A 17,079-nucleotide genomic window follows, 5' to 3' on the forward strand; every position below is an offset into this window, starting at 1 on the left:
CTGATGGGAACGCCGGGTGGGCCGGGGATCCCCGACTTCTCCGGGATCGAGCTGGGGGTCCCGACCGCCGGCGGCGGCCCCGACGAGTGGGGCGACGCCCTCAAGAAGGCGGCCGGCGGGGACGACCTGCTCTGGGAGACCCCGGAGGGCATCGCGGTCAAGCCGCTCTACACCGGGCAGGACCTGGAGGGCCTGGACTTCCTGGGCACCTACCCGGGCATCGCCCCGTATCTGCGCGGCCCGTACCCGACGATGTACGTCAACCAGCCCTGGACGATCCGCCAGTACGCGGGCTTCTCCACCGCCGAGGAGTCCAACGCCTTCTACCGGCGCAACCTCGCGGCCGGCCAGAAGGGCCTGTCCGTCGCCTTCGACCTGCCCACGCACCGCGGGTACGACAGCGACCACCCGCGGGTGACGGGCGACGTCGGCATGGCGGGCGTGGCGATCGACTCGATCTACGACATGCGGCAGCTCTTCGACGGCATCCCGCTGGACAAGATGACCGTGTCGATGACGATGAACGGCGCGGTGCTGCCCGTCCTCGCGCTGTACATCGTGGCGGCCGAGGAACAGGGCGTGCCGCCCGAGAAGTTGGCCGGGACCATCCAGAACGACATCCTCAAGGAGTTCATGGTCCGCAACACCTACATCTATCCGCCGAAGCCGTCGATGCGGATCATCTCCGACATCTTCGCCTTCACCTCGCAGCGGATGCCGCGCTACAACTCCATCTCCATCTCCGGCTATCACATCCAGGAGGCGGGCGCGACGGCCGACCTGGAGCTGGCGTACACGCTCGCGGACGGGGTGGAGTATCTGCGCGCCGGGCTGGGCGCGGGGCTGGACGTGGACGCGTTCGCGCCCCGGCTGTCCTTCTTCTGGGCGATCGGCATGAACTTCTTCATGGAGATCGCGAAGATGCGGGCGGCGCGGCTGCTGTGGGCCAGGCTGGTCAAGCAGTTCGACCCGAAGAACGCCAAGTCCCTCTCCCTGCGCACCCATTCGCAGACCTCCGGCTGGTCGCTGACCGCGCAGGACGTGTTCAACAACGTGACGCGTACCTGCGTCGAGGCGATGGCGGCGACCCAGGGCCACACGCAGTCCCTGCACACCAACGCCCTCGACGAGGCGCTCGCCCTGCCCACCGACTTCTCCGCGCGCATCGCCCGCAACACCCAGCTGCTGATCCAGCAGGAGTCGGGCACCACCCGGGTCATCGACCCGTGGGGCGGCAGCGCGTACGTCGAGAAGCTGACCTACGACCTCGCGCGCCGGGCCTGGCAGCACATCGAGGAGGTCGAGGCGGCGGGCGGCATGGCCAAGGCCATCGACGCTGGCATCCCCAAACTCCGCATCGAGGAGGCGGCGGCCCGCACCCAGGCCCGGATCGACTCCGGACGGCAGCCGGTGATCGGCGTCAACAAGTACCGCGTGGAGACCGACGAGCAGATCGACGTCCTCAAGGTCGACAACTCCTCCGTGCGCACCCAGCAGATCGAGAAGCTGCGGCGGCTGCGCGCCGAGCGCGACGAGCGGGCCTGCCAGGACGCGCTGGACGCGCTGACCCGGGCGGCGGGCGGCGAGGGCAACCTGCTGGAGCTCGCCGTGAACGCGGCCCGCGCGAAGGCCACCGTCGGCGAGATCTCCGACGCCCTGGAGAAGGTGTACGGGCGGCACGCGAGCCAGATCCGTACGATCTCCGGTGTGTACCGCACCGAAGCAGGCGAGTCCCCGTCCGTCGAGCGCACCCGCACGCTGGTGGACTCCTTCGAGGAGGCCGAGGGCCGCCGGCCCCGCATCCTGGTCGCCAAGATGGGCCAGGACGGCCACGACCGCGGCCAGAAGGTGATCGCCACCGCCTTCGCCGACCTCGGCTTCGACGTCGACGTCGGCCCGCTGTTCCAGACGCCGGGCGAGGTGGCCCGGCAGGCGGTCGAGGCGGACGTGCACATCGTCGGGGTGTCGTCGCTGGCCGCCGGGCACCTCACCCTCGTACCGGCGCTGCGGGAGTCGCTCGCCGAGGAGGGCCGCGAGGACATCATGATCGTGGTCGGCGGGGTGATCCCGCCGCAGGACATGCCCACGCTCCTGGAGATGGGCGCGGCGGCCGTCTTCCCGCCCGGGACGGTGATCCCGGACGCGGCCTACGACCTCGTCGAGCGCCTGTCCACCGACCTCGGCCACGACCTCTGACCCGCATGGCGATCGACCTCGACACCTATGTGAAGGGCGTCCTCGACGGGAAGCGGGCGCTGGTGGCACGCGCCATCACGCTCGTGGAGTCGACGAGGCCCCAACACCGGGCCATGGCCCAGGAGCTGCTGACCGAGCTGCTGCCGCACAGCGGGAAGGCGCGGCGGATCGGCGTCAGCGGTGTGCCGGGCGTGGGCAAGTCGACGTTCATCGACGCGTTCGGCACGCTGCTCACCTCGCTCGGATTCCGGGTCGCGGTCCTCGCCGTCGACCCGTCGTCCAGCCGTACCGGCGGGTCGATCCTGGGCGACAAGACGCGTATGGAACGCCTGGCCGTCGACCCGGCGGCCTTCGTACGCCCCTCCCCCACCGCGGGGACGCTCGGCGGGGTGGCGAAGGCGACCCGGGAGTCGATCGTGGTGATGGAGGCGGCGGGCTACGACGTCGTCCTGGTGGAGACGGTCGGCGTCGGCCAGTCCGAGACCGCCGTCGCGAACATGGTCGACTCCTTCCTGCTCCTCACCCTCGCCCGGACCGGGGACCAGTTGCAGGGCATCAAGAAGGGCGTCCTGGAGCTGGCGGACGTGCTCGCCGTCAACAAGGCGGACGGGCCGCACGAGCGCGACGCCCGGGGCGCGGCACGGGAGTTGGCGGGCGCGCTGCGGCTGATGCATCCCGTCGACGCCGCCTGGACCCCGCCGGTGCTGAGTTGCAGCGCCCGGGAGTCGACCGGCCTGGACACGGTCTGGGAGCGGCTCGAACAGCACCGTGCGCTGCTGGACTCGACCGGGCGGCTCGCCGCCAAGCGCCGTGACCAGCAGGTCGACTGGACGTGGACGATGGTGCGCGACGAGCTGCTGGGCCGCCTGCACGCCGACCCCGCCGTACGCGCCCTCGGGCCGACGCTCGAACAGCAGGTCAGAAACGGCGAGTTGACGGCCACGCTGGCCGCCGAGCGCATTCTGCGGGCGTTCGGCGGCGGGGCGGGCTGAGTCGGCGCGGCGGACCGGGTCCGCGGGGCAGGCCGGGTCCGTGGGCGCGCTCGTTCAGGCGTCGAGGCCGCCGCGTTTCACGAGCTGGGCGGCGATGACGTTGCGCTGGATCTCGTTGGTGCCCTCGCCGACGATCATCAACGGGGCGTCGCGGAAGTAGCGTTCGACGTCGAACTCGGTGGAGTAGCCGTAACCCCCGTGGATGCGGACGGCGTTGAGGGCGATCTGCATGGCGGTCTCGGACGCGAAGAGCTTCGCCATGCCCGCCTCCATGTCCACCCGCCGCCCGGCGTCCGCCTCCCGGGCCGCGTACAGGGTGAGCTGGCGGGCCGCGGTGAGCGAAGTGGCCATGTCGGCGAGGTAGTTGCCGATGGACTGGTGCTTCCAGATGGGCTTGCCGAAGGACTCGCGTTCCTGGGCGTAGGCGAGGGCGTCCTCGAACGCCGCCCGGCCGACGCCGAGCGCGCGGGCGGCGACCTGGAGCCGGCCGGTCTCCAGGCCCTTCATCATCTGCGCGAAGCCCCTGCCCTCGACCCCGCCGAGCACGGCGTCGCCCCGCACGCGATGGTCGTCGAAGGACAACTCGCAGCTCTCGACGCCCTTGTAGCCGAGCTTGGGCAGGTCGCGGGAGACGGTGAGGCCGGGGCCGTGCTCGACGAGGAGGATGGAGATGCCCTGGTGGGCGGGGACCGCGTCCGGGTCGGTCTTGCACAGCAGGGCGATCAGCCCGGACCGGCGGGAGTTGGTGATCCAGGTCTTGGCCCCGTCGACCCGGTAGTCGCCGGCGGCGTCCTTGCGGGCGACCGTGCGCAGGGCCTGGAGGTCGGAGCCGCCGCCCGGCTCGGTCAGGGCCATGGTCGCGCGGAGCTCGCCGGTGGCCATCCTCGGCAGACAGCGGCGGCGCTGCTCCTCGGTGCCGAAGTGCAGCAGCAGCTTGGCGACGACCGTGTGGCCGCCCATCGCCCCGGCCAGGCTCATCCAGCCGCGCGCCAGCTCTTCGGTGATCAGGACGTAGCAGGGGGTGGAGACCGGGGTGCCGCCGAACTCCTGCGGGACGGCGAGGCCGAAGACGCCGAGCTGCTTCATCCGCTCGATCAGGGCCTCGGGGTAGGCGTCTGCGTGCTCCAGTTCCCGGACGACGGGTTTCACGTCCTTGTCGACGAAGTCGCGCACGGTACGGACGATGAACCGCTCGTCCGCGGACAGGATGTCGAGGGTGCTCATGCGGTGCCGCTCCTCCTTGACTGACGTGAACGCCGGTGCCGTCTCGGGCCGTTGAGGTCGTGCGGTTCAGATGACGTGGTCGGTCCGCAGGCCGTCGATGTCGGCCGCGCTGTAGCCCAGTTCGGCGAGGACGCTCTCGGTGTGCTCCCCGACGGCGGGGACGGCCTCCATGCGCGGGGCCGTGCCCGCCAGGTCGACCGGCGGCAGCAGCGCGGGCATCACGGCGCCCCCGGGAAGCGCCACGTCCCGCCAACGGCCGCGCGCCTCCAGGACCGGGTGGGCGAGGAACTCCTCGACGTCGTTGACCCCGGCGTTGGCGATGCCGACCTGGTCCAGCAGCTTCATCGCCGCTTCGCCGTCGAGCTCGCCGAAGCGGGCGGCCAGGATCTCGTTCAGCTCCGCGCGGTGCGCCACCCGGTCGGAGGTGGTGGCGAAACGCCGGTCCGCGACGAGGTCGGGACGCTGGAGGAACCGCTCGCACAGCGCGGCCCACTCGCGCTCGTTCTGCACCGTCAGCAACACCTCCTTGCCGTCGGCCGCGGTGTAGGCCCCGTACGGGGCGATGGTGGCGTGCTGCGTGCCGATGCGCGGGGGCTGCGCGCCGCCGTGGCGGGTGTAGTAGGCGGGCTGACTGACCCACTCGGCCAGCGCCTCGAACAACGACACCTCCACCGCCCGTACGACGCCCGTGGTGGCGCGTGCGAAGAGCGCGGTGAGGACGCCCGAGTACGCGTACATCCCGGCGGCGATGTCGGCGACCGACGCCCCCACGCGGGCGGAGCCGTGCTCGTTCCCGGTCAGCGAGACCAGGCCGGTCTGGCACTGCACCAGCAGGTCGTACGCCTTGCGGTCGGCCCAGGGGCCGCTGGACCCGTATCCGGTGACGGAGCACGGGATCAGGGAGGGGAAGCGGGCGGCGAGCGCCTGCGCGCCGAGGCCCATCCTGGCGGCCGCGCCCGGGGCCAGGTTCTGGACGAACACATCGGCGCCGGCGAGGAGTCGCTCCAGGATCCGCAGGCCCCGCTCGGACTTCAGGTCGAGGGTGACGGACTCCTTGGACCGGTTGAGCCACACGAAGTAGCTGGACTGCCCGTGCACGGTGGTGTCGTAGCGGCGGGCGAAGTCGCCTCCGCCCGGGCGTTCCACCTTGATGACCCGGGCTCCGAGGTCGGCCAGCTGACGGGTGGCGAAGGGGGCGGCGACCGCCTGCTCGACGCTGACGACGGTGATGCCGGACAGCGGCAGCTGCTCGGGGCGCTCGGGCTGCTCGGTCATGCGGTGGCCTCCTGGGGGTGCGGTCCCGTACCCGGACTATCATCATGAACGCTCATGGGGCAGCGAGTGAAATAGCGATACGTGATGCCCCTATGCCCGCTGCGGATGGCGGGCGAACGCGGGAAGAAGAGTGCCTTGGACATCAAGCAGCTCAAAGCGATCGTCACCGTGGCCGAGGTGGGCAGCGTCACCCGGGCCGCCGAGCTGCTGCATCTGGTGCAGCCCGCGGTCACCCGGCAGATCCGCACCCTGGAGCAGGAACTCGGCGTCCCCCTCTTCGAACGGACCGGGCAGGGCATGCGGCCCACCGAGGCCGGAGCGATCATGGTGGGCCGCGCCCGGCGCGCCCTGGACGAGCTGGAGCGGGCCCGCGCCGAGGTGCAGCCGACCCCCGGCGAGGTGACCGGCATCGTCACCGTCGGCCTGCTGGAGAGCACCAGCGACCTGCTCGCCGAACCGCTGGTGACGGCGATCGCCCGTCGCCACCCCGGCATCGAACTCCGGCTGATGACCGCCTACTCCGGGCATCTGCAGCAGTGGCTCGACGACGGCGACCTCGATCTGACCCTGCTCTACAACCTCGGCAGCACGCCCTCCCTCAACGCCCGCCCCCTGGTGCGGGAGCGTCTGTGGGTCGTCGCTCCCGCCTCCGCGGGGCTGCGCTCCGACCGGCCCGTCCCCTTCGCGGAAGCAGCCACGCATCCCCTCGTCCTGCCCGCCTCGGGACACGCGCTGCGCCGGCTGATCGACGCGGCGGCGGTGCGGGCCCGGTCCGCCATGGACGTCGCCGTGCAGACCAACTCGATGCGCGTGCAGAAACAGCTCGTTCGGGCCGGGCACGGCTGGACCGTCCTGCCGGGCATGGGCATCGCCGAGGACGTCGCCCGGGGGACGCTGAGCGCCGCGCCCCTGAGCGAGCCCGACGTGTGGCGCTCGATCGTCCTGTGCACCCAGCGGTCCGGGCGCACCCCGCCCGCCGTGGAGGCAGTCGCCCGCGAACTGATCCACCGGATCGACTCGACGGTCGCCCAGGGCAGTTGGCCGTCCGCGCAGCCGCAGGGAGCGGACGCGGACGCTCCGGCCGAGGGCGACTGACCTCGCGCGCTCAGCCGCAACGGGTCCCCGCCATGCGTACGAGGCATATGGGCATCAGCTCTTTCTATTGTCCAATCCCATCCATCAGAGCCCATGATGAGAAGCGCTGGAACCGACCGAGCCCCGCCGAGCCCCGCCGAGCCCCGCCGAGCAACGGAGTCGCCCCGGATGAGTCAGACGCACGCACCGGATCCGCCGCCGCTCAGCTCGTACGTGGAGTCGTGGGCTCCGGGTCCGGTCACGGACGTCGACCCGCTGCCCGCCGGTCCGGTGGCGGCCCTGTCGGCGGTGCTGAACCTGCCCGGCGCCGTCGCCGAGGCCGGCGACCCGGTCCCTCCGCTGTGGCACTGGTTGTCCTTCCTCGCCTGGCCCGCACAGCGTGATCTGGGGGCCGACGGGCACCCGTTGCACGGGCACTTCCTGCCGCCCCTCCCCCACCGGCAGCGGATGTGGGCGGGCGGCCGCTGCGAGATCGCCGAACCGCTCCGGCTCGGCGAACCCGCCGAACGCGTCAGCAGCCTGGCCTCGGTCCTCGCCAAGGAGGGCCGCACCGGGGAGCTGCTCTTCGTGACCGAACGCCGGGAGTTCCGCCAGCACGGCCGCCTGCGCCTGGTGGAGGAACAGGACATCGTCTACCGCTGCGGGCGCAGCGCCGGACAGCACCCGCCCACCGTGGACGACTCCGCCCTCCCCCACCCCGGCGCCCCCTGGCAGCTCCCGCTGCGACCGGACCCCGCCCTGCTGTTCCGCTTCAGCGCCCTCACCGCGAACGCCCACCGCATCCACTACGACGCTCCCTACTGCCGTGCCGAGGAGGGCTACCCCGGGCTCGTCGTCCACGGCCCCCTGCTCGCCCTGCTCATGCTGGAACTGCCGCGCCGACACGCCCCGGACCGACGGGTGCGCTCCCTGTCGTACCGGCTGCGGCGGCCGGTGTTCGCGGGCGAGCGCCTCGTGGCCTGCGGCGCCCCCGTCGGCGACCGTGCCGAACTGCGTGTCGCCACCCACCGGGAGGAACGGCACGCCACGGCGGAGGTGGCCTTCGGATGACGCCCCCGCCCGACCGCTTCGACAAGGGGCGGCCTCCTCGGGCGCCGATGGTCGACAGCCGGTGCTGGAACGCGCCCGGAGGCTGCCGGCGATGGCTGCGGTGCGTCCCGGGCCGCCGGTGACGTAGTCCGTCCGGCCCGCCCCTGCGGCCTGCCCTGTCAGTCGTCGGCCGGGGAGTCGCGTGTCCCCGCGCGTCGGCCGAGACGTTCGAGGGCCATCTCGCCCCAGGTCAGGTTGTCCCGTTCCAGGGCCAGGCCGCGCAGACAGGTGAGGTAGGGCCCGATGCGTTCGGCGGTGTCGAAGAACTCGTCCTCGGTGCGTCCGGCCAGCAGCCGCTCCCGGATCCGCTCGTAGCGCACGGTCTTGGCCGCGGCCAGCTCCATCCGCTCGGCGATGGCGGCCCGTACGGCCCCGATGTCGCCGACGTCCACGCACTGCACCTTGACCAGCAGCTCGTCCCTGATCGCGGTGGGCCTGGCGGGAGGTTCGGCGGTGTAGGCGTGCACGGCGGCGAGTCCGGCCTCGGTGAGCGAGAAGAGGCGCTTGTTGGGGCGGCGCTCCTGCAGCACGACGCGAGCGGCGACGAGCCCTTCGCCTTCCATGCGCTCCAGCTCGCGGTAGATCTGCTGCGGGGTCGCCATCCAGAAGTTGGCGACCGAGGCCTCGAACCCCTTGGCGAGGTCGTATCCGGACGCCTCGCCCTCCAGAAGCGCCGCCATCACCGCGTTGCGAAGAGCCATGAAGCAAACGTAACACCCTGTTGATTAGTCAACGGGGCGACCACATGAGGGTCGGACGGCGAACTACGAACTGCGAACTGCGGGCTACGGACTACGGGCCGAGCAGCGGCAGCACGGGAAAGGGGTGGTCCTGCCAGAGCAGACGGGAGGTCGCTTCCGGGTAGGCGGTGACGGTCGGCCGGGTGTCGAAGAGCTGCGCGAGGCGTCGGCCGGTGTCGTACGCGGGCCAGCCGGGGTCGCCGTGGGCGGCGAACGCCGTCCACGCGGCGCGCATCCGGGCGGACAGCGCCTCCGCCTCCGGGGAGGGATCTCCGCCGATCAGCACGGCGGGCTGACCGGCGCTCAGGTTGCCGAAGACGAGCGGCACGTCGAGGCCGTGGCAGGCGCCGAACACGCCTCCCATGCCGGGGGCGGGCCAGGTCAGCTCGTAGAGGTGGGCCCGGCCGCCGCCGGCGATCTGCGCCTCGGCCAGGTGCAGGCTCGGCATGCGGAACGCCCAGTCCGAGTGGACCAGTTCGTACAGCTCGTCCGGGCCCGCGTCCGGGAAGCCGGCACGGTAACGGCGTGCACCGTCCGGGCCGGGGGCGAAGACCTCCAGGGCGGTCGCCGCGAGTTCCTCCGTCACCTGCCCGAGCAGGCCCTCGATCACGGTGAAGAGTCGCTGTTCCTCGCGGGTGTGGCCGACGACGAGCTCGATGTCCCGGCCCGCACCGTCGGCCAGGGCCTGCCAGGGGGTGACCGGGAGAAGATCACCGTCGACGACGGGCGAGAACGGGATCGACCGGTGCGCGGGCCGGCCCCAACGCTCCGCCCACTGGGCCGTCTTGGCGGCGACCGCGTCACCGGCGGCGGACAGTCGGGCCGGGGCCACGGTGGACAGGTCGGCCGCCGTGGGCCGCAGTCCCAGCTCGGCGGCGCAGGCGGCGGCGATGTCGGCGGCGAGCGCCGGGGAGAAGAACGTACCCTGCACGCTCTGCGCGATCGCCCGCCGGAACAGCCCGGCCGCGCGCGGTATCGCCAGCAGCGCGGCGACCGAGCCGCCGCCCGCCGACTCCCCGAAGACGGTGACGCGGTCCGGGTCGCCGCCGAAGGCCCGGATGTTGTCGCGCACCCACTCCAGAGCCGCGACCTGGTCGAGCAGGCCCCGGTTGGCGGGCGCGCCCTCGATCTGCGCGAAGCCCTCTATGCCGACGCGGTAGTTGAACGTCACCACGACGACCCCGCCGTCCCGCGCGAGACGGGCGCCGTCGTATTCGGGGAGGCTGGACATGCCGATCGAGTAGGCCCCGCCGTGGATCCACACCATGACCGGAAGCCCTGAGTCCGGGCCCGAGACCGGGTCCGGGCCCGAGACCGGGTCCGGGTCCGAGACCGGGTCCGGGTCCGAGACCGGGTCCGGGTCCGGGTCCGAGACCGGTGCTGAGTCCGCGTGCCGGTTCGGGCGCGGGTGCGGGTGTCGCTGCGGCTCGGGCGACCAGACGTTGACCGTCAGCCAGTCGTCGCCCGCCGCGTCCCGCGCCAGCGCGTCCATGCCGAAGGCGCCGGCCTGCGGGGGCGGCGGACCGTACGACACGGCCTCCCGCACCCCGTCCCAGCGGCGCGCCGGCCGTGGTGCGGCGAAGCGCAGCGCGCCGACGGGCGGTTCGGCGAAGGGGATGCCGCGGAAGACGGCCAGACCCGCCTCCCTGCTGCCGCGCAGTGCCCCGGCGGCCACCCGGACCTCGGGCCGCGACCCGGACCACTCGGACGACTCGGACGACCCACCCGCGGCAACGGTCATCACAACTCCCTCTCCCGGTACCTGCGCCCCTGCGGCCCTTCCGGTCCCTCCGGCCCCTCTCCGGGGCGGAGCGCGATCGACGGCGACCGCGGCAGAACGGACACTCCGGATCATCCAGCCGAACCAGCCCGCTCGCCAGCGATTTACGCAGGGCCCCAGACGGCCGTCAGCCCAGCGCTGCGAGCACCTCTCGGGCGCGTGCCCGCAGTCGTTCGTCGTTGCGGACGATCTCGCCCTCCAGGCCCGACCGGATCACGCGCAGGTCCCGTTCCGCCAGCTCGGCGAGTCTGCGGGCGTGGTCGGCGGTCAGGGCGCCGCCGCCCAGGGCGAGGAGCGCGTCGCACGCGCCCTGCGCGTCCGCCTCCTGTTCGGCCGAGGTGAGCACGACGCCGGCCAGCGCCGGACGGTCCAGGGTGTCCGGGTCGGCGACGGCCACGAGGGCGAGCACGGCGGTCGGCGCCTGTTCGGGGTCGGCGAGCAACGCCTCCAGCCGGGGCACGAGCGGACGTCCGGCCGGCCCGAGGAGGGCGGCCGCCCGCGCGGCCCGTATCGCGCTCCACCGGAACCACACGCTGCCGGCCGCCCGGACGAAGACCGAGTCCAGCACCGGGACCACGGTCTCGGCGTCCCCGGTGATCCGCCAGAGGGCCTCGGCCACCGCCACGTCGGCGTCGAGCACGGGCGAGACGCACTGATCCTCCGCGGTGCTGAGCGCGGCACGCAGCGACTCGGCCAACAGCTGCGCCCGCGCGCCCAGTTCACCCGCGGCGACGGCCGCGAACCTGACGCCGTCCCGCTTGCCCGCGAGGTCGTGCGCCAGCCGGGCCAGCAGCTCCGTCGGCTCGCCGGTCAGGTCGTACAGGGCCCGGGCGACGGCGAGCGGCCCGTCGTCGGCGTGTGCGCGCAGCGCCTCCACGGCGCGTCGGCGCTCGTCGGGCGGGCAGTCGGCGGCGACCGCCGCGACGGCCGTGGCCGCGGGCTGCGGATGACTGGCGAGGGCCTCGCACAGCTCGGGCAGCGCGGGGGCGGCCGCCGGGCCCCACCGCCGCAGCAGCGCCAGCAGCTGGAACGGCTCGTTGCCGGAGAGGCCGCCCGAGGCCAGCCGGGCGCGGACGGCGGTCAGCAGCTCCGCGTCGAACGGGAAGGGCGCGTCGACCGGAACCCGGAACCCGGCGGCCGCGTACAAGGCCTGGGGCCGCCGTCCGAGCCCTTCGGCGAGCAGCGGAGCCGCCCGGTCCGGTGCGACGAGGACCAGCGCGACGAGCGCACGGTCGGCGAGGTCGTCGGCAGGTCCTCCAGCAGGTCCTTCGGCACGCTCGTCGGCATCGTCCTTCGTCGTCAGGGCGACGAGTGCCGGGGCGGCTGCCGCCGCGGCCGGTCCCAGCGTCGCGAGGAGGGACAGCACCTCGCGCGCCGAGTCCGCGTCGTCGAGCAGCCCGAGCAGCGTCGGCAGCAGCGGTCCGCCGACGCCTCGTGAGACACGGACGGCCTCGGCGGCCGCCCAGGCGGCCTCGGCCACGACCTCGGGCCGTTCGTCGCGCAGGGCGGCGACCAGCAGATCGGCCGTCGCGGCGAGGTCGTGGTCCGTGCCCCGGCACAGCAGTTCCGCGACGACCCACCGCAGCGGCTCCGCACGGTCCAGGTCGAACCGCTCACCACCGAGCTCGCTCGCGGGCAGCACGGAGAGCATGGCGCTGTGGTGTTCCGCGCCCCAGGCGACTCCCGCGTCCAGGGAGGCGAGGACGGCGGCGAGCCGGAGCTGTGCCGGCCGGTCCGGGGCCAGCAGCTCCGCGGCGAGGACGGCGACGTCCGCGGCCTCCACCCGGGCCAGGGCGCCGAGGAGTTCCGCCCGCACCAGCGGTTCCGGTTCCTCCGCCCAGCGCTCGCGCAAGGCGGGCAGCACGTCGTGCGCCGCGCGGGTGTGCGCCACGGCCCACGCGGCGGCCTGCCGTACGCCGGGGTCGGCGTCCCTCAACAGCGGTATGAGCAAAGGCAGTTGTGCGGTCACCGCGGCGCGCACGGCGCCCGGCGGGACGCCGTGCTCGTCCTCGCTCTCGGCCATGCCCCCGAGCAGCAGCAGGACGTCGGCCGTCCTGTGCCCGGCCGCCGCGATCCGCGCCAGGAAGGGCGCGACCTCGGCGCTGGCCGCGTAGACGGTGCCCTGGTGCAACACGCTGCCGTACAGATCCGAGACGGCCCCCTCCGCGATGTCGGCGTCGTCGCCCGCGAGGGCCCGCAGCAGATCGGGCAGATCCTCGGCGCCGCCGTAGGCATGGGTGGCGTCGGCCCACGGGTGGGCGTCCAGGCCGTCGAGTGCGCGTACGAGATCCATGCCCGGATCATGGCAGGCGGGTCTGACATTGATGCTGATACTCAGGTCCCGGTGGCCGTGGCTCGGGGTCTGACTGACGCCCTGCTGGGTTGTCTTCCGGTTGTTCTGTCCGGCCGCCGGGACCTGTTCAACGCCCCCTGAGGCCCCGCCAGGCCCTACGCGGACGGCGTTGTCAGTGGTGGCGTGCAGGATGGCCGACATGACGACTCCTGCAGCTGTACTCGTGGACGCCGCCGCCTACGCCCAGGCGGTCGAGGACGCGGTGAAGGCCTCGGCCGCCTACTACACGGGCGGCACGTCGGTCCTGGACGACGACGCCTACGACCGCCTCGTGCGCGGCATCGCGCAGTGGGAGACCGACCATCCCGACGAGGTGCTGCCCGACTCGCCGACGGGGAAGGTGGCCGGCGGGGCAGTGGAGGGGGACGTTCCGCACACGGTGGCGATGCTGAGCCTGGACAACGTGTTCTCGCCGGAGGAGTTCACCGCGTGGACCGCGTCGCTCGCGCGGCGGATCGGCCACGAGGCGGAGCGGTTCAGCGTGGAGCCGAAGCTGGACGGTCTGGCGATCGCGGCCCGCTACACCCAAGGCCGCCTCGACCGGCTGATCACGCGGGGCGACGGGACGGCCGGGGAGGACGTGTCGCACGCGATCGGCACCGTCGAGGGCCTGCCGGCCGAGCTCGCCGAGCCCGTCACCGTCGAAGTGCGCGGCGAAGTCCTGATGACGACCGCCCAGTTCGAGCACGCCAACGAGGTCCGCACCGCGCACGGCGGGGCGCCGTTCGCGAACCCGCGCAACGCCGCCGCGGGCACCCTGCGGGCCAGAGACCGCGCCTACACGGTGCCGATGACGTTCTTCGCGTACGGCCTGCTGCCCCACGCCGGCACCGAGCCGGCGCTCGCCGCGCGGCTGTCCGGCCTCGCGCACAGCGAGCTCATGGCCCAGGCGGCCGCGTACGGGGTGAACACCACCGCGTCCACCGCCGTCCCCGGCGTCACGGCCGCCGGCGTCGAGGAGGTCCTGGCCCGGGTGGAGGAGATCGCCGCCCTGCGTCCGGGGCTGCCGTTCGGGATCGACGGGATCGTCGTCAAGGCCGATCTGGCCGCCGACCAACAGGCCGCCGGATCCGGATCGCGCGCCCCACGCTGGGCGACCGCCTACAAACTGCGCACCGTGGAGAAGATCACCCGGCTCCTGGCCGTGGAGTGGAACGTGGGCCGTACGGGCGTCATCGCCCCCCGCGCCGTCCTGGAGCCGGTCGAGATCGACGGCTCCACCATCACCTACGCCACCCTCCACAACCCGGCCGACATCACCCGCCGTGACCTGCGCCTGGGCGACCACGTCATGGTGCACCGGGCCGGCGACGTCATCCCCCGCGTCGAAGCGCCCGTCGCGCACCTGCGCACCGGCGAGGAGCAGACCATCGTCTTCCCCGAGACCTGCCCCCGCTGCGGCTCCGCCATCGACACCGGCGAGCAGCGCTGGCGCTGTGCGAACGGCCGCGACTGCCACCTCGTCGCCTCCCTCTCCTACGCCGCCGGACGCGACCAGCTCGACGTCGAAGGCCTGGGCCACACCCGGGTCGTCCAGCTCGTCGAGGCCGGGCTGGTCACCGACCTCGCCGACCTGTTCGCCCTCACCCGCGACCAGTTGCTCGGCCTGGAGCGGATGGGCGAGACCAGCACCGACAACCTGCTCGCCGCGCTCGACACGGCCAAGGCGCAGCCGCTGTCCCGGGTGCTGTGCGCACTCGGCGTGCGCGGCACCGGCCGCTCCATGTCCCGCCGTATCGCACGGCACTTCGCCACCATGGACGCGATCCGCGCCGCCGACGCCGAGGCGATGCAGCGGGTCGAGGGCATCGGCACCGAGAAGGCCCCGTCCATCGTCGCCGAACTCGTCGAACTCGCCCCGCTCATCGACAGACTCGCAGCGGCGGGCGTCAACATGACCGAGCCCGGGGCCACTCCGCCCGCCCCCACGGACGCCGACGCCGACAGCGGCGTCGATGGCGCGACGGCCGCCCCGGAAGCCGCGGACGGACCGCTCGCCGGAATGACGGTCGTGGTCACCGGCGCGATGACCGGCCCCCTGGAGAAGCTCAGCCGCAACCAGATGAACGAGCTCATCGAACGCGCCGGCGGCCGCTCCTCCTCCAGCGTCTCCAAGAAGACCGCCCTGGTCGTCGCCGGCGAATCCGCCGGCTCCAAGCGGACCAAGGCCGAGACCCTCGGCGTCCGCCTCGCCACCCCGGACGAGTTCGCCGTCCTGGTCGCCGACTACCTCGACGCGACGGCGTAGCGACACCTTCGGTTCTCACGTCCGTTCATTCCGTGAGCCGACGCGCCCGATTCGCCTCGCGGCTGAGGGACCAGGCGTCGGCCACCGGTCCCAGGTGAGCGAGCTTGTCCGGGTTCATCACCGAGCGGATGGTCTGGATCCGGCCGTCGAGCACGTCGAGCGTCCAGGTGTTGAGCACCTTGTCGTCCCGGTCGCGGAAGACCGCGCCCGGCCGGCCGTTCACCTCGTGCGGCTCCAGCGTCACGTCGATCCGCACGAGCACAGGGAAGTACGAGGTGAGCAGCCGGACCACGGGGTCGGCGCCGATGATCGCCCTGGCCAGCTGCGGGGCCTTGCCGCCGCCGTCCCCGACCAGCGACACGTCGGCGGCGAGCAGCTCCCGCAGGCAGGCGACGTCGCCTTCCCGGAGCGCCTCGAAGAACCGCGCCGCCAGTTCCTCCCGCTCCCGGCGGTCCGCCTCGAACCGCGGACGGCCCGCGTCCATGTGCCGCCGCGCCCGCACCGCGAGCTGGCGGCACGCCGTCTCCGAGCGCCCCACGGCCGAGGCGACCTCGGGGAAGCCGAAGGCGAACACCTCCCGCAGCACGAAGACCGCCCGCTCCAGCGGGCTGAGGCGTTCGAGCAGCAGCAGGGCCGCCATCGACACCGAGTCGGCCAGCTCCGCCGAGCGCTCCGGATCCTCGTAGGGGTCGGTGAGCAGCGGCTCGGGGAGCCACTCGCCGACGTAGTTCTCCCGCCGGACACGGGCCGAGCGCAGCACGTCGATCGAGACCCGGGTCACCGTGGCCGAGAGGAAGGCCTTGGTCGACGTGGGCCGGGTCGGGGAGACCTCGTAGCGCAGCCAGGTCTCCTGAACCGCGTCCTCCGCCTCGCTCACACTGCCCAGGATCCGGTAGGCGATGGAGAACAGCAGAGGCCGCAGTTCCTCGAACTCCTCGACTCGGGTCACGTCAGCCCTTCCTTTCCTCGTCTCGTACCTGAGACGAGACAGCCGGGCCGACTGTGACATGAGCGGGACGCCCGTCCGGGGGTCAGCGGGTGGCGAGGAGTTCGAGCGTGTCGATCACACGGTTGGAGAAACCCCACTCGTTGTCGTACCAGGCGACCACCTTCACGTGCCGGCCGTCGACCCGGGTGAGGGCCGAGTCGAAGATCGACGAGGCCGGATTGCCCGTGATGTCGGAGGACACGAGCGGGAAGTCCGAGTACTCGAGGATGCCGGCGAGCGGCCCGTCCGCCGCGGCGCGGTACGCCGTCAGCACGTCGTCGCGCGTCACGTCACGGGCGACGGTCGTGTTGAGCTCGACGATCGAGCCCACCGGAACCGGCACCCGGATCGAGTCGCCCGACAGCTTGCCGGCCAGGTTCGGCAGCACGAGGCCGATCGCCTTGGCGGCGCCCGTCGTGGTCGGCACGATGTTGACGGCGGCGGCTCGGGCGCGACGCGCGTCGCGGTGCGGACCGTCCAGCAGGTTCTGCTCCTGCGTGTAGGCGTGCACCGTCGTCATGAAACCGTGCTCGATCCCGGCGAGCTCGTCGAGTACCGCGGCCAGCGGTGCGAGCGCGTTGGTCGTGCACGAGGCGTTCGACACGATCGTGTGCAGGGCCGGGTCGTAGACGTCGCTGTTGACGCCGTACGCCAGCGTGACGTCGGCACCGTCCGACGGCGCGCTGACCAGCACCTTCTTCGCGCCCGCGTCGAGGTGGGCGCCGGCGGCCTTGGCCGACGTGAAGCGGCCGGTCGCTTCGAGGACGAGGTCGACGCCGAGTTCGGCCCACGGCAGCTGCGCCGGTTCACGCTCGGCGAGCACCTTGATGCGACGGCCGTCGACGACGAGGTCGTCCCCGTCGACGGTCACCGGGCGCCCGAGCCGGCCGGCCGTCGTGTCGTAGGCGAGCAGTCGCGCGAGGGCGGCGGGCTCCGTGAGGTCGTTGACGGCGACGATCTCGAGGGCGCTGTCGCGTTCGAGCAGCGCGCGCAGCACGTTGCGTCCGATGCGGCCGAATCCGTTGATGGCGATGCGAGTCATGAATGCTGTCCCTTCGGTTCGCCACCAAGGCTCGCTCGCGGCGTCCGCCGCTGACAG

12 protein-coding genes are annotated in these 17,079 nt (G+C 72.9%); 5 read left to right on the top strand and 7 right to left on the bottom strand.

Annotation, left to right across the window (positions count from 1 at the left end; translation table 11 throughout):
* Positions 1-3: 3 nt before the first annotated feature.
* Positions 4-2,196 carry a methylmalonyl-CoA mutase gene (gene scpA / locus OG562_RS04565; RefSeq protein WP_266409017.1) on the top strand — a complete coding sequence of 731 codons (2,193 nt, stop codon included), beginning with the start codon at positions 4-6 and terminating at the stop codon, positions 2,194-2,196.
* A gap of 5 nt (positions 2,197-2,201) precedes the next feature.
* Positions 2,202-3,188, top strand: coding sequence for a methylmalonyl Co-A mutase-associated GTPase MeaB (meaB, locus tag OG562_RS04570; RefSeq protein WP_266393835.1), 987 nt, complete (start codon positions 2,202-2,204; stop codon positions 3,186-3,188).
* Positions 3,189-3,242: 54 nt separating this feature from the next.
* On the opposite strand, the gene OG562_RS04575 is transcribed toward meaB, so the two are convergent.
* Complete coding sequence (locus tag OG562_RS04575; protein ID WP_266393836.1) at positions 3,243-4,412, bottom strand: acyl-CoA dehydrogenase family protein; 1,170 nt, start codon at positions 4,410-4,412, stop codon at positions 3,243-3,245.
* 66 nt (positions 4,413-4,478) lie between these two features.
* A complete protein-coding gene (locus OG562_RS04580; RefSeq protein WP_266393837.1) occupies positions 4,479-5,687 on the bottom strand; it encodes a CaiB/BaiF CoA-transferase family protein in 1,209 nt (402 codons plus the stop codon).
* 135 nt (positions 5,688-5,822) lie between these two features.
* Between OG562_RS04580 and OG562_RS04585 the strand changes: the two genes are divergently transcribed.
* Together OG562_RS04585 and OG562_RS04590 are read left to right on the top strand one after the other, a co-directional pair.
* Entirely contained in the window at positions 5,823-6,782 is a 960-nt protein-coding gene (locus OG562_RS04585; protein WP_266393838.1) for a LysR family transcriptional regulator, read from the top strand.
* A gap of 168 nt (positions 6,783-6,950) precedes the next feature.
* A complete protein-coding gene (locus OG562_RS04590; RefSeq protein ID WP_266393839.1) occupies positions 6,951-7,832 on the top strand; it encodes a hypothetical protein in 882 nt (293 codons plus the stop codon).
* Positions 7,833-7,990: 158 nt separating this feature from the next.
* Here the strand turns inward: OG562_RS04590 and OG562_RS04595 are convergent, their stop codons facing one another.
* From OG562_RS04595 to OG562_RS04605, 3 genes are all read right to left on the bottom strand, one after another.
* The gene (locus OG562_RS04595) at positions 7,991-8,572 is read right to left on the bottom strand and encodes a PadR family transcriptional regulator (protein WP_266393840.1); all 582 of its coding nucleotides are present in this window, start codon (positions 8,570-8,572) and stop codon (positions 7,991-7,993) included.
* A 91-nt stretch (positions 8,573-8,663) separates the two neighbouring features.
* Positions 8,664-10,352: a carboxylesterase/lipase family protein gene (locus tag OG562_RS04600; protein ID WP_266393842.1), complete on the bottom strand. Its 1,689-nt coding sequence runs from the start codon at positions 10,350-10,352 to the stop codon at positions 8,664-8,666.
* Positions 10,353-10,518: 166 nt separating this feature from the next.
* Positions 10,519-12,684 carry a HEAT repeat domain-containing protein gene (locus OG562_RS04605; protein ID WP_266393843.1) on the bottom strand — a complete coding sequence of 722 codons (2,166 nt, stop codon included), beginning with the start codon at positions 12,682-12,684 and terminating at the stop codon, positions 10,519-10,521.
* Between the two features lie 199 nt (positions 12,685-12,883).
* On the opposite strand from OG562_RS04605, the gene ligA reads away from it, so the two are divergent.
* Positions 12,884-14,992, top strand: coding sequence for an NAD-dependent DNA ligase LigA (ligA, locus tag OG562_RS04610; RefSeq protein ID WP_266393845.1), 2,109 nt, complete (start codon positions 12,884-12,886; stop codon positions 14,990-14,992).
* 25 nt (positions 14,993-15,017) lie between these two features.
* Here ligA and OG562_RS04615 read toward each other — a convergent pair whose 3' ends face one another.
* Entirely contained in the window at positions 15,018-15,941 is a 924-nt protein-coding gene (locus OG562_RS04615; protein WP_266393847.1) for an RNA polymerase sigma-70 factor, read from the bottom strand.
* An 82-nt stretch (positions 15,942-16,023) separates the two neighbouring features.
* Entirely contained in the window at positions 16,024-17,022 is a 999-nt protein-coding gene (gap, locus tag OG562_RS04620; protein ID WP_266393849.1) for a type I glyceraldehyde-3-phosphate dehydrogenase, read from the bottom strand.
* Positions 17,023-17,079: the final 57 nt, after the last annotated feature.

The organism is Streptomyces sp. NBC_01275, assembly GCF_026340655.1.
GTDB lineage: Bacteria > Actinomycetota > Actinomycetes > Streptomycetales > Streptomycetaceae > Streptomyces.

What these genes read in the sequence shown, in the direction of transcription:
- scpA (WP_266409017.1), top strand. Translation starts at nt 4, where the DNA reads ATGGGAACGCCGGGTGGGCCGGGGATCCCCGACTTCTCCGGGATCGAG.
- meaB (WP_266393835.1), top strand. Translation starts at nt 2,202, where the DNA reads ATGGCGATCGACCTCGACACCTATGTGAAGGGCGTCCTCGACGGGAAG.
- OG562_RS04575 (WP_266393836.1), bottom strand. Translation starts at nt 4,412, where the DNA reads ATGAGCACCCTCGACATCCTGTCCGCGGACGAGCGGTTCATCGTCCGT.
- OG562_RS04580 (WP_266393837.1), bottom strand. Translation starts at nt 5,687, where the DNA reads ATGACCGAGCAGCCCGAGCGCCCCGAGCAGCTGCCGCTGTCCGGCATC.
- OG562_RS04590 (WP_266393839.1), top strand. Translation starts at nt 6,951, where the DNA reads ATGAGTCAGACGCACGCACCGGATCCGCCGCCGCTCAGCTCGTACGTG.
- OG562_RS04595 (WP_266393840.1), bottom strand. Translation starts at nt 8,572, where the DNA reads ATGGCTCTTCGCAACGCGGTGATGGCGGCGCTTCTGGAGGGCGAGGCG.
- OG562_RS04600 (WP_266393842.1), bottom strand. Translation starts at nt 10,352, where the DNA reads ATGACCGTTGCCGCGGGTGGGTCGTCCGAGTCGTCCGAGTGGTCCGGG.
- OG562_RS04605 (WP_266393843.1), bottom strand. Translation starts at nt 12,684, where the DNA reads ATGGATCTCGTACGCGCACTCGACGGCCTGGACGCCCACCCGTGGGCC.
- ligA (WP_266393845.1), top strand. Translation starts at nt 12,884, where the DNA reads ATGACGACTCCTGCAGCTGTACTCGTGGACGCCGCCGCCTACGCCCAG.
- gap (WP_266393849.1), bottom strand. Translation starts at nt 17,022, where the DNA reads ATGACTCGCATCGCCATCAACGGATTCGGCCGCATCGGACGCAACGTG.